We start from the raw sequence: 14,532 nt of genomic DNA on the forward strand, positions 1-14,532 counted from the left end.
CCCCAACCCCTCCCCTGAAGGGGAGGGGCTTTAGGAATGAAGACATGGCTCTGAAGTTCGAACTCGTCACCCCTGCCCGCCTTGAGCGGACCGCCGACGTCCATATGGTCACCGTACCGGGGACCGAGGGCGATTTTTCGGTGCTCGAAGGCCACGCCCCGTTCATGGCGACGCTGCGCAACGGACCGTTGACCATCTATGCCACCGCGGGCGCCGCGCCCGAGGTGATCGAGGTCGAGGGCGGCTTTGCCGAGGTTAACGAAGCGGGTCTCACCGTTCTGGCCGAGCATATCGCCAGCTGATTGCTTCCGCCGTCCACGCCGATCAAAAGCCCGCATCCTTCACGGATGCGGGCTTTTTTTATGCGCGCGCGCATTTGCCCGCCGCATTAGGACAATGTCAAAGTTTCCGGTTTATTCACCGTGTCGGATGGGGGTTCGTCTGCACTGGCAGCGATGCTCCTGAAAGATATGGAAGCAGGAAAAACCGATGAGTGCATTCGGACGCCGACCCGGAACCGCTGGCCGCCCCGCCTTTGGCGTGGCCAAGCCGATGCAGACTGGTCCCGGTGTGCCCGGCGGAACCCAGTTCCCCGCGATCGATACGCCGGTCGACATCCCGCAGATGCCGTCGAACCTGACGCCCGAAGAAGAGGCGATGGAGCGGCTGAACCAGCGCTCGACCGCCGACATGGTCGAGCCGGAAAAAGCACAGGGGTTCGAAGCCAGCGTCCACAAGATCAAGGAACAGGTGCTGCCGCGCCTGCTCGAACGCGTCGATCCCGAAGCCGCCGCGACGCTCAACAAGGACGAGTTGACCGAGGAATTCCGTCCGATCATCCTCGAAGTGCTCGCTGAACTCCGCATCACGCTCAACCGCCGTGAACAATTCGCGCTCGAAAAAGTGCTCGTCGACGAACTGCTCGGTTTCGGCCCGCTCGAAGAGCTGCTCGCCGATCCCGACATTTCCGACATCATGGTCAACGGGCCGTACCAGACCTATATCGAAAAAAAGGGGCAGCTGATGATCGCCCCGATCCAGTTCCGCGACGAACAGCATCTGTTCCAGATCGCGCAACGCATCTGCAACCTCGTCGGCCGCCGCGTCGATCAGACCACCCCGCTCGCCGACGCCCGCCTCAAGGACGGCAGCCGCGTCAACGTCATCGTCCCGCCACTCAGCCTTCGCGGAACCGCGATCTCGATTCGTAAATTCTCCGCCAAGCCGATCACGCTCGACATGCTCTGCCAATGGGGCGCGATGAGCCAGAAAATGTGCACCGCGCTCAAGATCGCGGGCGCCAGCCGTTTCAACATCGTCATCTCGGGCGGTACGGGTTCGGGCAAGACGACGATGCTCAACGCGCTGTCGAAGATGATCGACCCCGGCGAGCGCGTGCTGACCATCGAGGACGCCGCCGAATTGCGCCTGCAGCAGCCGCACTGGCTGCCGCTCGAAACGCGCCCCGCGAACCTTGAAGGCAATGGCGCGATCCATATGGGCGACCTCGTGAAGAACGCGCTGCGTATGCGCCCCGACCGCATCATCATGGGCGAAGTCCGCGGCGCGGAGTGTTTCGACCTTCTCGCCGCGATGAACACGGGTCACGACGGGTCGATGTGTACGCTCCACAGCAACTCGCCCCGCGAATGCCTCGGCCGTATGGAAAACATGGTTCTGATGGGCGACATCAAGATCCCGAAGGAAGCGATTTCGAAGCAGATCGCCGATTCGGTCGACCTGATCGTCCAGATCAAGCGCCTGCGCGACGGTTCGCGCCGCGTCACCAACGTCACCGAGGTGATCGGCATGGAAGGCGACGTCATCGTCACGCAGGAACTCTTCAAGTTCGAATATCTCGACGAGGACAAGGACGGCAAGATCGTCGGCGAATATCGCGCGATGGGCCTGCGTCCCTATACGCTGGAAAAGGCCCGCCAGTATGGTTTCGACCAGCCCTATCTGGAAGCCTGTCTCTAATTTCCCTATTTAATCTGTATCCCCCTCCCCCTCGACGGGGAGGGTTGCGCAGACTTGCGAACTCGTTCGCTGGTTGAAGCTGGGAGAGGGTGAGTGATCGCAAGCGATCACGCGAGCCTGCGACTCGCATACCCCTCTTCCAAGTCCGCCTAGCCGCGTTGCGGCAAGGCTGCCTATCCTTCTCCCGCAAGGGGAGAAGGCCAATCTCTCATTTGCCGCTTAGCCAGAACGCCGTTGCGAACAAAGCAACCGCGGCCGAGCCCAGTGCGATCCCGCGCCACGGCATGAATCCGACGTTATCGACGTCGCGCCGGTTGTTGCGACGCCAGCTCGCGACCTCGGCCACGCCGAACAGGATCGCCGCTCCGATCCCGATCGACAGCATCGACACTTGCATTGCCGCGCATCCCTTCGCAAACAGGGGGCCTTCCCCTTGGAGAGAGGTGCCCCATATGCGTGTCCTATTGTCGGTTGCAAGTGCCGCCGCCCTGATTGCCGTCCCCGCTGCCGCGATGCAGCATGACGCCCATGCCGCCCATAAGGGCCACGACGCGATCGCAGCTGCGGTCGCCGCGCCCACCCGCACGGCAACGAACACGCCGCGCGACAAATATCGCCACCCCGCCGAAACGCTCGCCTTCGTTGGCGTGAAGCCCGGCGACACCGTCGTCGAACTGTGGCCCGGCGGCGGCTGGTACACCGAAATCCTCGCGCCGCTGACGAAGTCGGGCGGCGGCACGCTCTATGCCGCGGCGCCGTGGGAACGCGGGCTCAATCGCGTCAAGACCAAGCAGACCGAGAATGCCGACGTTTATGGCGCGGTGAAGCTCGCCGAATTTCCCAATGCCGGCACCAACCCCAAAGTCCCCGACGGCAGCGCCGATGTCGTGCTGACCTTCCGCAACGTCCACAATTGGCGCTTCGACGGCACCGACAACACCGCGAACGCATTCAAGCAGATTTTCGCGATGCTCAAGCCCGGCGGCACGCTGGGTGTCGTCGAGCATCGGCTGAACGAAAGCGACGACAGCGCGAAGGAAGAGAAATCGGGCTATATGAAGAAGAGCTCGATCGTCGCCTTTGCCGAAGCCGCGGGCTTCAAGCTCGCGGGCGAGAGCGAGATCAACGCCAATCCCAAGGACACCAAGGATTATCCCAAGGGCGTCTGGACGCTGCCGCCGAACCTGACCGAAGGCGAGGCGGATCGCGCAAAATATGTCGCGATCGGCGAATCGGACCGCATGACGCTGAAATTCGTGAAGCCCGCGAGCTGAAACACTTCAAGTCCATAGACCCTGCGCTGCTCCTCAGCGCCTATGCGCAGGGCATTTTCCCGATGGCCGACGGGGCGGACGACCCGTCGGTCCATTGGGTCGAACCGCGACTGCGCGCGATCCTGCCGCTCGACCACTTTCACCTGTCGCACAGCCTGAAAAAAATCATCGTGTCGGACCGCTTTCGCGTCACGACCGATACCGCCTTTGCCGACATGGTCGCGCTGTGCGCCGCGCCCGCCGACGACCGGCCGACGACGTGGATCAACCCCGTCATCCGGGCGAGCTACGACCGGTTGTTCCAGCTCGGCCACGCGCATAGCGTCGAATGCTGGCTGGACGGCGAGCTTGCGGGCGGGCTCTACGGGGTGACGCTCGGGCGCGCCTTTTTCGGCGAATCGATGGTCAGCCGCGCGCGTGACGCGTCGAAGGTCGCGCTGGCGCACCTCGTCGCGCGGCTCCGCGCCGGCGGCTGGAAATTGCTCGATTGCCAGTTCATCACCCCGCACCTCGCCAGCCTCGGCGCGATCGAAATCCGCCAGGCCGACTATCTCGCGCGGCTCTATTCGGTGTTGGCGGGGGGCGACGGCGCAGCCTTGGGCGCCGGGGCCGGAACGACCGGCGGCGCGACGGGCGGCGCCGTGCCATCGCCGCCGTTCGTCGCCGGCGACTGGGGCGCCCTCGACGCCTTGGGCGCCGCAGCGGCGCCCGATTTCGGCGCCGAACGCGCAACCGGTTCGCCGCCCGGATATGTCATCGCGCAGCTTTTGACGAAGACGTCATAGATCGGGTGCTGGATGACGTTGCGGTCGGGCCGCTCGCGGAAAATCCAGCCCGAAAAGACGCGATACCATTTGTCGTCGCGCTGATCCTGCACCGTCAACTGCACGAACGCGCCGGTCTCGGGCGGATCCTCCCACGGCGCCGTCGCCTCGCACGCGCGCAGCCGGACGATCGCACGGCCGACGCGCGCCACATCGCCGGGCTTCATCTCGAGATCGCGGACGAGGCCGTTGCGCTTGTTGAGCAGGCCGACGACCGCGACACGGTCCGCCATCGGGGTGGCGCCTTCGATGCCGCCGACTTCCTGCGGCACGCGCTCGGACTTGGCGATTTGCGGCGCCTTGTCGCTGCCACCCGCCTTGGTCGCCGGGGTCCGGTCGCAGGCGCCGAGCGACAGCGCGGCGAGCATGGCCAGCCCGGCGGTCGCAGTCAGCCTGGGCACTGCGGCGCTCACTCGGCGCCGGGCCGCCAGGCCTCGTAATCGCCGGTCGCGGCGGCGCGCTGGCCGCCGCGTTCGAGCGCACCGGCGGGGCGATAGGCGCCCGTGCTGCCGGTCAGGTTCGCGGTCGCTTCCTTCTCCCACGCGCGCGGCGCGGGGAGCATATCGGTCGGCAGTTCGTCGAAGGTGCCGTGCAGCCAGCCGTGCCATTCGGGCGGCACGCGGCTCGCGTCGTTCGATCCATTGTACAGCACCCAGCGGCGGCTGCCCTTTTTCGCACGGAAATAGCGGTTGCCGAGGCTGTCCTCGCCGACCTTCGTGCCGGTGCTCCAGCTGTTCAGCAACGTGCCGACGGTCGCACCGTCCCACCAGGTGAAAATCTTGCCCAAGATGCTCATGGCGTGGCGTTTACAGCCAAGGCAGCGCGGTCCGCAAGCCGCAAACCACGCGGACGGGCGCTATTTTCCATCTTTCCATGTGATCTTGGCGGTCTCGTCGATGCCAAGCTTCGCCGCCGTACCGCCCGCAAGTTCGAGCACCGCCGAGACCTCGCCGCCGCTGACCACCGGTTCGAGCGATTCGGGGATCGTATTTTCGGCGATACGGTCGATGCTGCCGTCGGCGCGAATGAAGAACATATCGAGCGGAATCAGCGTGTTCTTCATCCAGAAGCTGGCGATTCGCGGCTTCTCGAACGGAAAGATCATCCCGCCGCCCTCGGGCAGGCTGGTGCGGAACATCAATCCGCGAGCCTGCTCCTCCTTGGTGCGCGCGACTTCGACGTTGAACTGGTGCGTCGCGCCATCCGCCGCGATCGTCGCGACGCTCTGCGCCTCGCTCACATCCTTGCTGCACGCCGCCATCGGCAGTGCGAGCGACAGGGCAACGGCGGTCAATATGGCGCGCATCGGCAGATCCTTATCCCGTGATTTCGCCGGACCTAATCGAGCATCGCTTCATCGTCCAGCACCGCCAGCGCCGCCTCGTCCCCCGGCGGGATGGCGAGGATGCGGCGCGCGATCGTCATGCTGTGCCCCGCGCGCAAAAAGGCGGCGATTTGCCGCTCGCGCTGCTTCGGATCGTCGCTCGATCGCATCGCGAACGGCCCGAACCGCCGCCGCCGCGCGAATCCGATGGCCGCGACCATAGCGGCGCCCTCCGCCGTCTCGATCGCTGCTCCGCTGTCTTCCTCCGCGATTCCGTCGACGTAAAGCTGCGCCTTGACCCGCCGCACGCCGAGCCCGCGCCGCGTCATCGCGCCCGCGCGCATCGCGGCATAGTGCCGGTCGTCGAGATAGCGCAATTGCGCCATCCGGTCGGCCACCGCCTCGCACGCCATCATGGCGTCAACTTCATCTATCCATTCGGATTCGCGGACTTTTCGCGACAAATAACGCGTCAGTTTCGCCCGGCTCGTCGCGAATCGCGCGACATAGGCGAGCGCCAGTTCGTCAAGCCTGGTTGCGCCCAAGGGCCTTTTTGAACGGTCGGAGGGGGCGCGGCGGTTGGCCATATGCCATGTTTGTGCCACAGTCGGGCCCGATTGAGAACGATCAACACCGCCATATCGGGCCATAACGCCCGGAAATGGGCGATTGTTCTAACAACACAGGGCTCGCGCACGGTACTATGGCTTCAAAAGATGACATGCTTGTTGCCGCGCGGCCCGTTTCACGGGATGTCGCACCCCCTATGACCCAGATCATCGAAACGCAGGCCGACGCGCTGACGTCGACCCCGACGCTCTGCGCGCAGCCGCGCCGCTTTTCCGATTTCGCCACCGTCGGGGAAGCGCTCGACTATGCCGCGAATGGTACGCGCGGGCTCAATTTCCACGATCCGCGCGGCAAGCTTGTCCGCCCCTATCCGTACAGCGAACTCAAGGCCGATTCGCTCGCCACCGCCTACCGGCTGATCGCCGCGGGCGTGAAGCCCGGCGACCGCATCGCGCTGATCGCCGAGACGGGCGCCGAATTCGCCGCGCTCTTCTTCGGGACGATCTACGCCGGCGCCTGGCCGGTGCCGCTGCCGCTGCCGACCAGCTTCGGCGGCCGCGATAGCTATGTTGGCCAGCTCGTCGTCCAGCTCTCCAGCTGCGACCCCACGATGCTCTTCTTCCCGCCCGAAATCGCCGCGATGGCGATCGAGGCGGCCGGGAAGGAAGGCGTCGCGCCGATGGACTGGAGCGAATTCGCCGCGCGCCCTGCGCCCGTCGCCGACCTGCCCGAGCAAAAGTCGGACGAAACCTGCTATCTCCAGTACAGCAGCGGCTCGACCCGCTTCCCGCACGGCGTCGCGGTCACGCACGCCGCGCTGCTCAACAATCTCGCCGCGCACAGCCACGGGATGGAGCTTCAGGACAGCGACCGCTGCATTTCGTGGCTGCCCTGGTATCACGACATGGGCCTCGTCGGCTGCCTGCTCTCGCCGGTCGCGAACCAGGTGTCGGTCGATTATCTCAAGACCGAGGATTTCGCCCGCCGTCCACTCGCGTGGCTCGACCTGATCAGCCGCAACGAGGGCACGACATTGAGCTACTCGCCGACGTTCGGCTACGACATCTGTTCGCGCCGCGTGTCGAGCCAGACGCACGTCGCCGACCGTTTCGACCTGTCGCGCTGGCGCGTCGCGGGCAATGGCGCCGACATGATCCGTCCCGACGTGATGCAGCATTTCGTCGATGCTTTTGCCGACGCGGGCTTCAAGGCGAGCGCCTTCCTGCCGAGCTACGGCCTTGCCGAAGCGACGCTCGCGGTCAGCATCATGCCGCCGGGCGAAGGCATCGTCGTCGAACTGGTCGAGGAAACCGAGCTGTCGGGCGCCGCGAATGATAGCGGCCGCCCGACGCGCTACCGCGCCATCGTCAACTGCGGCCGCGCCGCGCGCGACATGGTGATCGAGGTCCGCGACGAAGCAGGCAATGCGTTGCCCGACCAGACCGTCGGCAAGGTCTGGTGCACCGGCCCATCGCTGATGACCGGCTATTTCCGCGACCCCGAATCGACCGCCGCCTGCATGAAGGACGGCTGGCTCGACACCGGCGATATGGGTTATCTGTCAGACGGTTACATCTATATCGTCGGCCGCGCCAAGGACATGATCATCATCAACGGCAAGAATCACTGGCCGCAGGACATCGAGTGGGCCGTCGAGCAGCTTCCCGGCTTCAAATCGGGCGATATCGCGGCCTTCGCGATCACCGCGCCCGGCGGCGAAGAAACCCCTGCGGTGCTCGTCCAGTGCCGCACCAGCGACGACGCCGAACGCCTCGCGCTGCGCGAGACGATTCGCGACCGCGTCCGTGCAATCACCGGCATGAACTGCCTGATCGAACTGATCCCGCCGCGCACGCTGCCGCGGACCAGTTCGGGCAAACTCAGCCGGTCAAAGGCGCGCGCGCAATATCTGGCCGGGGAAATCCAGCCTTTTGCGATGGCGGCCTGATCAACACGCTGAACGGTCACGTTTTTCCTGTCCCGAGAAGGAAAAAAAACCGTGCTTCGGTGCGCGCTTGGTTACCTTCGGGTAATACCCGCGCGCTAAACCTGCGGGCGTGAAAAGCCTGCTGACCGATCCAATTGCTGCCGAAGTCATTCCCGCGCGGACCCTGTTGGGGTTGGGCCCGCGCGATGAGGACATCGGCAACCTCCGCCAGCTCCAGCTCGCGCCGCTTCGCGGCCGCGGATCGCTGCGCCTGCTGATGGGCATGGGCATGGCGCTCGTTGCGGCTTTCACCATGATCCTCAGTGTGCCGTTGCTGGTTGCGGCCGGCTGGCTGGGCGGCGCGCTCGTTTTCGGCCTGTGGTCGTACAGCAGGTTCCGGAGCCTTCCGCTCGGCGACCCCAAGCTTTCGGGGGTAGCCGAATATCGGCTGTGCACGCGTCACGCGCTCTATTCCGCGGTTCTCTGGGGATCGCCTTTCTGGCTGCAAGGGCTGTCGCCGACGCTCGACCATGTCCTTTCGATGTGGACGATCGCGGTGCTGATGATGGTGACGCTCTCGATCGTCGCGCACAGCGTCCCGCTGGCCTGCGCGCTGTTTATCGGGCCCGTCACCCTGTCGGCGGCCGTCGCGCTGGTGCGCGCCGGGGCGCCGCAACTGGCCGGCGTCGCGCTCGTCGCAGGGCTGCTGCTTTGCGCCTTCTGCGTCCGCTTTGCGCAAAGCCATATCCGCTTCCGCCGCGCCGAAGAGATACTGCACGAAAAGACCGAGACGGTCAGCTTGCTGCTGCGCGAGTTCGAGGAAACCTCGGCCGACTGGCTGTGGCAGACCGACAACAGCCGCCGCCTCGTCCATGTGTCGCCGCGCCTTGCCTATGCGCTCGGCGGCACCGCCGACCGGCTCGAGGGCATCCCGCTGCTGCAGGCGCTGTCGGGCGATGCCTGGGAAACCGGCCTGTTCCCCAAAAGCCTGCACGACATGGCCGAGCGGATGAAACGGCGCGAGAGCTTTTCGAACCTGATCGTGCCGGTAACGATCGGCGGCATGCCGCGCTGGTGGGAATTGTCCGCGTCGCCGCGCCTCGACGAAACCGGCAAGTTCCTCGGGTTCCGCGGTGTCGGATCGGACGTCACCGAAAAGCGCGCGACCGCCGAACAGATCGCCAAGATGGCGCGGTTCGACAATCTGACCGGCCTTCCCAATCGCCTCAGCCTCAACGAGGATCTCGCCCGCGCGCTTAACACCGCGCTCGAAGCGAAGTCGCGCTGCGCGCTGCTGATGATCGACCTCGACCGGTTCAAGGCGGTCAATGACACATTGGGCCATCCCGTCGGCGACAAATTGCTCGCGCAGGTCGCGGCGCGGCTGAAGGGCCTGATGGAACGCGGGATGACCTGCGGGCGGCTCGGCGGCGACGAATTTGCCGTGGTCCTCCACAATGTCCCGTCCGCCGACACCGCCGAAGACCTCGCGCAGCGGCTCATCACGACGATCAGCCGCCCTTATGTGGTCGACAATCACCAGCTGTTCGTCGGCGCCAGCATCGGTTTCGCGATCGGGCCGACCGATGGCGCGACGGTCGAAACGCTGACCCGCAACGCCGACCTTGCGCTCTACAAGTCCAAGGACAAGGGCGGCAACGTCGTCGCCGGCTATGTCGCCTCGCTCCACGCGCAGGCCGAAGAACGGCGCGTGATGGAGCAGGAACTGCGCGGCGCGCTCGAACGCGGCGAGTTCGAACTTTATTACCAGCCGGTGGTGACCGCCGCCGACGGCACGCTCAACGGGTTCGAGGCGCTGATCCGCTGGCACAACAAGAAGCTCGGCAATGTCTCGCCCGGCCGCTTCATCCCGCTGGCCGAGGACGCCCGCCTGATTTCGCCGATCGGCGAATGGGTGCTGCGCACGGCATGCCACGAAGCGATGAAATGGCCGTCGAACCTGAAGGTTGCGATCAATGTCTCGGCCGACCAGCTCACCGACCCCAGCTTCGCCTCGGTCGTCGTCTCGGCGCTCGCGCAGAGCGGGCTCTCGCCGCAGCGGCTCGAGATCGAGGTCACCGAAAGCGTCTTCCTGCGCGACGGCGGCGGCGCGGCGCAGCTGCTCGACCAGCTCATCGGGCTCGGCATCCGCCTGTCGCTCGACGATTTCGGCACCGGCTATTCGTCGCTCGGCTATCTGCGCAAGACGCAATTTTCGACGATCAAGGTCGACCGCAGCTTCGTCGTCGGCGCCGCCAAGGGCAGCATCGAATCGATCGCGATCATCCGCGCCGTCGTCGCGCTCGCCGACAGCCTGGGCATGTCGACCACCGCCGAGGGGGCCGAAACCGAGCTGGAGGTCGACACGATCCGCGCGATGGGGTGCAGCAACATCCAGGGCTATTATTACGGGCGCCCGATGCCCGCGAGCGATGTGCTGACCCTGTTCCGAGCGCCCGAAGCTGCGGACAGCGCCGCCGCGTGACGGCGGCAGGATGAAATGCACGCCGCGTGATGACGACAGGCCGAAACCCCCGCGCGACGAATTGAACGCCTTAACAAAAGGTTCCCCGGCCCACCGCATCGATGGCGCGACTCGTCGCGAGATGGGTGGTGGTCCGCGAAGTACGTGGCAAAGACGCTCCAACGCTTGAAGACAAGCCTCGGGGGTCGCATTTCATGCTCTATCGTCGTTATCTGGCTGCCGCCATCGCATCTGTGATGGCCGTCACCGGCCTGCTTGCGAGCGTTCCCGCCGCGGCGCGCGACTATCTGCAGTGCGTTCCCTTTGCCCGTGCCGAATCGGGCGTCGAAATCCGCGGCAATGCCAAGACCTGGTGGTCGCAGGCCGCGGGCACCTATCAGCGCGGCGAAGAGCCCCGCCAAGGCGCCGTGATGGCGTTCGCCGGCACCGGCGGCATGCCGCTCGGCCATGTTGCGGTGGTCAAGAAAATCGTCAGCGACCGCGAAATCCTGATCGACCATGCGAACTGGTCGCCGATCAACGGCCGCCGCGGCCAGATCGAGCGCAACGTCCGCGTCGTCGATGTCAGCAATGCCGGCGACTGGAGCATGGTCCGGGTCTGGTACGCCCCGATCGGCGACCTCGGCCTGCGCGCCAATCCGGTGCAGGGTTTCATCTATTCGGACGGCGAACCGGGCGCACCGAACAAGGCCCCCAGCTTCAAGGCCCCCAGCTTCAAGGCGCCCGTCTGGGCCCAGAACGACTGGAAACCCGGCAACGATCTCGAATTCGTCGCCGCCTCGCTCGGCCAGTAAGCCGCAAAAACATCCAGCAATCGCCAACACGCGCATAAAGAAAGCCCCGGATCGCCTCCGGGGCTTTCTTTATGCGCTGTGACGTCGGTGGTTAGGCGTCGTCGCCCTCGCCGTCGGCCTTGTCTTCGAACCAGGCTTCGACCTCGCCCGACAGCTTGATCGTCATCGCCTGGCCGAAACGATCCTTCGACTTGCCCGCCGCGACGCGGATCCAGCCTTCGGAGATCGAATATTCCTCGACGTCGGTGCGCTCCTTGCCCTTGAAGCGGATCCCGATGCCGCGCTGCAGCACCTCCATGTCGAAATGGGGCGAGCGCGGATTGGTCGACATATGGTCGGGGGGCGTATCGGTCATGACTATATTTCCCAAAAAATGATGGCGCGGCCCTAGCTGGACCGCGCCACCATCGTCAATGGGAAGGCGGTTTTTAGAAACCGGCCTTCAAGGTCACAAAGAACTGCTGCGGCGCCCCCGTCAGCAAGGTCTGGTTGTCGCCGCGGTTGGCGAAGCCGTTGGTGCCGATCGTCGACACATATTCCTTGTCGAACAGGTTCGTCGCATTCGCCTGGATCGAGATGCGCTCGTTGAGCCGGTATCCGACGCTGGCGTCAACGATCACGAAGCCGCCGACCTCGGCGTCATTCTCGTATGAATAATAGCGCTTCGAGGTGTAGTTCGCGCCGACCCGCGCGAAGAAAGTGCCATTGTCCCAGGTGATTTCGCCCTTGCCGAGATGGCGCGGCGAATTGACCACCGTCTTGCCCGCCGTCGCCGCGACAACCGCACCCGCCGCGGTCACGACATCGTCCTGATATTCGGAGTCGTTGTACGCATAGGAGGCGAAGAGCGAGAGTTCGGGGGTGACGCGGAACGTCCCCGCCGCCTCGACGCCCCACGAGCGGACGTCGCCGACGTTGCTGAGGATCGCCGGATTGCCCTGAATGCCCGACCCGTTGGCGAATGCGATGATGCGATCCTTGAAGTCGACATAATAGCCCGCGATCACCGCCTGGAACCGTGTCGTTTTGGTGCGGAAACCGAGTTCATAGGTCGTCGAGGTTTCGGGCTTCAGGTCGAGCGCGTCGAAGCCCGCCTGCGTCGTCGCGAACGGACCGCCCGTCGCCGAGCTTTCGAAGGCGCGGATATTTTCGGTGTAGCTCGCGAAGACCTCATTATTGTCGTTGACGCGATAGAGCAGCCCCGCCTGCGGCAGGAACCAGTCCTTCGCCTCGGTAGTCCCCGACGCCAGCCCGCCGCGGACGATCGGGGTCGCCTCGTTGGTGACGCGCAGCCCCTTCCAGCCTGCGTTGATCTGGAACTGGCCGAGGTCGAGCGTGTCCTGGACATGATATTGCAGCGTCTGAGTGTTGAAATCGAACTCCCACTGCGTCGCCAGCGGATCCTTCGGGAATTTCAGACTGCCGCGGCTCGGGGCGCCCGCCGTGTCGCCAAGACCATAGAAACGCCGCGCCTGGTTGAAGGCGTTATCCTCGTACCACATGCCGATTTCGAACTTGTTGTCGCCGACCTCGAACAGGCTGGAGGCGACGATGCCATAGCGTTCGATGTCATATTCGGTGGTGCGGATCGTCATCGGCGCGCCGCCCGGCGTGGTCACATAGGGCGTGAACCACAGCCCGCGGCCCTTGTTGCCATGGTAATAACCCATCGCCTTCAGCGTCCAATATTCGCCCAGCGGTGCTTCGACCCCAACGCCGGCCAGCCAATCCTTGCGCAGCCCCGATGCGTCGTAATAGGCGTCGTCGACGGTCCCGACGGGCGCCGGGAATGCTTCGCCGATCCCGGCATAAGGCGCGACATAGGGCGTTCCGAGCGGCAGGCTGCCATTGGCAACGCCGGCGTTATAGGCCGCGCGCGCGACCTGATTCTGATAGACTTTGGCGACCTGAACCGCCGTGTCCCAATCCTTCGCGAAATTGTCCCACTGATAGCCGAGGCGGCCGATCATGTCGGCGCTCAAATCCTGATAGTCATTCTCGCGGCGGTTCGAATAGTTGACGAAGCCGAAGAACTGGCCGTCGCCGACGGGCTGAACGATCCGCGCATTGACCTGGTCCTGACGCTGGACGCCATTGCCCTTCCACTTGTCGGCATCCTGCCAGGCATAGCTCAGCGACAGGCGCGGCCCGCCGGGCGCGATCTCGCCGCTGTCGATGCGCGCGAAGAGGCGCTTGGTCTCGTCGCTGCCATAGGTGGCCGACGCCTCGACCCCGAGCTCTTCGGCCGGTTCGCGCGAGAAGAATTCGATCGTGCCGCCCAGGTTGCTCGTCGACGCCGCGGCGAGCGAGCCCGCGCCCTGCGCGACTTCGATGCGGCCGACATTCTCGCTGATGATCGCGCGGCTGATGTGCAGGCCGTTGTGGTTGCCATAGTTCATGTCGCCGAGCGGCACGCCGTCGAGCGTGAAGCCGAGCTGGTTCTGGCTGAAACCGCGGATCGAAATGCGCGCCGACCATTCATAGGCGCCGAACGGGTCGGCCGCCTGAAAATTGACCCCGGGCAGCTTGTCGATGGCTTTGAGCGGGCTGATCCCCGACACTTCGAGCGCGATGTCGGCGGCGCCCAGTTCCTGCACCTGACGCGCCTGCCCCTGGCCGAGCACGACGATCTCTTCGACATCGCCGCTATCGGCCGCATCGGCCACGGCATCTTCGGCAAAGGCCGGGGTCGCGGCCAGTACGGCGAGCGCAGCGATCGAGGCGGCCCCGGCGCGCAGGCGGCTCCTGAACGGATTGGTCATTGATGGATCCCCTTTTCCCGGTCGCGAAATGGCGCCGGGGTCGCGGGGGCATTAGGCGGACGATATTGCTGCGCTGCGGCGAAGGCGTGACAGGACGATGACGGAAAGAAGTAGGATTCGCGGCAATCGCGCCGCCATCCGGGCGGGAACTATTTATATAAATCAATTTGTGAAAATCATGTCTCTTGATGGATCACATATTGACCACGCCAAGTCAGCATGAAGAACGAACTACAGAAAAATTTTAGTTAACGCCTTGGGCCTCATTGTAAGGAAATGCGTAATGATCTACTGATATACTAGTTTATATATTCGGTTAATAATAATTAATTTCAACAACAAAGGGAACTTTAGAGTTCGTTTGGGAATATCGGCATAGGGACCAGACCATGTACGGAAGGGGATATCTCATGCCTTTGTCCTGTCTTGAATTCCGCCCAGCCCATCTCATCCTCATCCCGGCGTGCTTCGCGCTCGCGGCTTGCGAATCATCGGGCAGTTACCGCGTCGGTAGCGTCGGCAGCGGAGGTGCCACCGGCGCCGTCGGCCCGGCGGGCGCGCCCGGTCCGGCCGGGGCGACCGGTGCCGCGGG

General features: G+C 64.6%; 14 protein-coding genes and 1 pseudogene. 8 read left to right on the plus strand and 7 right to left on the minus strand.

All coding sequences use genetic code 11. The features are described from left to right. Positions 1-44 precede the first annotated feature (44 nt). Together ACREBX_RS06485 and ACREBX_RS06490 are read left to right on the plus strand one after the other, a co-directional pair. Positions 45-302 (plus strand): ATP synthase F1 subunit epsilon, encoded by a 258-nt coding sequence (locus tag ACREBX_RS06485; RefSeq protein ID WP_037513563.1) that lies wholly within the window; start codon positions 45-47, stop codon positions 300-302. Positions 303-489: 187 nt separating this feature from the next. Then, the gene (locus ACREBX_RS06490; protein ID WP_431560940.1) at positions 490-1,980 is read left to right on the plus strand and encodes a CpaF family protein; all 1,491 of its coding nucleotides are present in this window, start codon (positions 490-492) and stop codon (positions 1,978-1,980) included. Between the two features lie 208 nt (positions 1,981-2,188). On the opposite strand, the gene ACREBX_RS06495 is transcribed toward ACREBX_RS06490, so the two are convergent. Next, a complete protein-coding gene (locus ACREBX_RS06495) occupies positions 2,189-2,377 on the minus strand; it encodes a hypothetical protein (RefSeq protein ID WP_431560941.1) in 189 nt (62 codons plus the stop codon). A gap of 55 nt (positions 2,378-2,432) precedes the next feature. On the opposite strand from ACREBX_RS06495, the gene ACREBX_RS06500 reads away from it, so the two are divergent. Both ACREBX_RS06500 and aat read left to right on the plus strand, forming a co-directional pair. Then, complete coding sequence (locus tag ACREBX_RS06500) at positions 2,433-3,254, plus strand: class I SAM-dependent methyltransferase (RefSeq protein WP_431560942.1); 822 nt, start codon at positions 2,433-2,435, stop codon at positions 3,252-3,254. Next, positions 3,251-4,039: a leucyl/phenylalanyl-tRNA--protein transferase gene (gene aat, locus ACREBX_RS06505; protein ID WP_431560952.1), complete on the plus strand. Its 789-nt coding sequence runs from the start codon at positions 3,251-3,253 to the stop codon at positions 4,037-4,039. Before ACREBX_RS06500 ends, aat begins: the two co-directional genes overlap by 4 nt. A gap of 35 nt (positions 4,040-4,074) precedes the next feature. Here the strand turns inward: aat and ACREBX_RS06510 are convergent. The 4 genes and pseudogenes from ACREBX_RS06510 to ACREBX_RS06525 all read right to left on the minus strand — a co-directional run. Next, positions 4,075-4,446 (minus strand): annotated as a pseudogene (locus ACREBX_RS06510) (DUF2155 domain-containing protein); the annotation flags it as partial. 41 nt (positions 4,447-4,487) lie between these two features. Further along, a complete protein-coding gene (locus ACREBX_RS06515) occupies positions 4,488-4,874 on the minus strand; it encodes an NADH:ubiquinone oxidoreductase subunit NDUFA12 (RefSeq protein ID WP_431560943.1) in 387 nt (128 codons plus the stop codon). A gap of 60 nt (positions 4,875-4,934) precedes the next feature. After that, on the minus strand, positions 4,935-5,384 hold the full coding sequence (locus tag ACREBX_RS06520; protein WP_431560944.1) for a DUF192 domain-containing protein: 450 nt from the start codon (positions 5,382-5,384) through the stop codon (positions 4,935-4,937). Positions 5,385-5,416: 32 nt separating this feature from the next. Continuing rightward, complete coding sequence (locus tag ACREBX_RS06525) at positions 5,417-5,947, minus strand: regulatory protein RecX (protein ID WP_431560945.1); 531 nt, start codon at positions 5,945-5,947, stop codon at positions 5,417-5,419. A gap of 221 nt (positions 5,948-6,168) precedes the next feature. Between ACREBX_RS06525 and ACREBX_RS06530 the strand changes: the two genes are divergently transcribed. The 3 genes from ACREBX_RS06530 (at position 6,169) to ACREBX_RS06540 (ending at position 11,178) form a co-directional block, all read left to right on the plus strand. Then, complete coding sequence (locus ACREBX_RS06530) at positions 6,169-7,920, plus strand: fatty acyl-AMP ligase (RefSeq protein ID WP_431560946.1); 1,752 nt, start codon at positions 6,169-6,171, stop codon at positions 7,918-7,920. A gap of 109 nt (positions 7,921-8,029) precedes the next feature. Then, positions 8,030-10,384 (plus strand): putative bifunctional diguanylate cyclase/phosphodiesterase, encoded by a 2,355-nt coding sequence (locus tag ACREBX_RS06535; protein ID WP_431560947.1) that lies wholly within the window; start codon positions 8,030-8,032, stop codon positions 10,382-10,384. A gap of 194 nt (positions 10,385-10,578) precedes the next feature. Further along, on the plus strand, positions 10,579-11,178 hold the full coding sequence (locus ACREBX_RS06540) for a CHAP domain-containing protein (RefSeq protein ID WP_431560948.1): 600 nt from the start codon (positions 10,579-10,581) through the stop codon (positions 11,176-11,178). A gap of 91 nt (positions 11,179-11,269) precedes the next feature. On the opposite strand, the gene ACREBX_RS06545 is transcribed toward ACREBX_RS06540, so the two are convergent. Together ACREBX_RS06545 and ACREBX_RS06550 are read right to left on the minus strand one after the other, a co-directional pair. Then, positions 11,270-11,533 carry a DUF3297 family protein gene (locus tag ACREBX_RS06545; RefSeq protein ID WP_431560949.1) on the minus strand — a complete coding sequence of 88 codons (264 nt, stop codon included), beginning with the start codon at positions 11,531-11,533 and terminating at the stop codon, positions 11,270-11,272. 73 nt (positions 11,534-11,606) lie between these two features. Then, positions 11,607-13,940 (minus strand): TonB-dependent receptor, encoded by a 2,334-nt coding sequence (locus tag ACREBX_RS06550; protein ID WP_431560950.1) that lies wholly within the window; start codon positions 13,938-13,940, stop codon positions 11,607-11,609. A gap of 410 nt (positions 13,941-14,350) precedes the next feature. On the opposite strand from ACREBX_RS06550, the gene ACREBX_RS06555 reads away from it, so the two are divergent. Beyond that, positions 14,351-14,532 (plus strand): hypothetical protein (locus tag ACREBX_RS06555; protein ID WP_431560951.1); only part of this gene is annotated, 182 nt, incomplete at its 3' end.

Source organism: Sphingopyxis sp., assembly GCF_050725655.1.
GTDB lineage: Bacteria > Pseudomonadota > Alphaproteobacteria > Sphingomonadales > Sphingomonadaceae > Sphingopyxis.

Coding starts and splice junctions, on each gene's coding strand:
- ACREBX_RS06485 (WP_037513563.1), top strand. CDS start 45: ATGGCTCTGAAGTTCGAACTCGTCACCCCTGCCCGCCTTGAGCGGACC.
- ACREBX_RS06490 (WP_431560940.1), top strand. CDS start 490: ATGAGTGCATTCGGACGCCGACCCGGAACCGCTGGCCGCCCCGCCTTT.
- ACREBX_RS06495 (WP_431560941.1), bottom strand. CDS start 2,377: ATGCAAGTGTCGATGCTGTCGATCGGGATCGGAGCGGCGATCCTGTTC.
- ACREBX_RS06500 (WP_431560942.1), top strand. CDS start 2,433: ATGCGTGTCCTATTGTCGGTTGCAAGTGCCGCCGCCCTGATTGCCGTC.
- ACREBX_RS06515 (WP_431560943.1), bottom strand. CDS start 4,874: ATGAGCATCTTGGGCAAGATTTTCACCTGGTGGGACGGTGCGACCGTC.
- ACREBX_RS06520 (WP_431560944.1), bottom strand. CDS start 5,384: ATGCGCGCCATATTGACCGCCGTTGCCCTGTCGCTCGCACTGCCGATG.
- ACREBX_RS06530 (WP_431560946.1), top strand. CDS start 6,169: ATGACCCAGATCATCGAAACGCAGGCCGACGCGCTGACGTCGACCCCG.
- ACREBX_RS06540 (WP_431560948.1), top strand. CDS start 10,579: ATGCTCTATCGTCGTTATCTGGCTGCCGCCATCGCATCTGTGATGGCC.
- ACREBX_RS06545 (WP_431560949.1), bottom strand. CDS start 11,533: ATGACCGATACGCCCCCCGACCATATGTCGACCAATCCGCGCTCGCCC.
- ACREBX_RS06550 (WP_431560950.1), bottom strand. CDS start 13,940: ATGACCAATCCGTTCAGGAGCCGCCTGCGCGCCGGGGCCGCCTCGATC.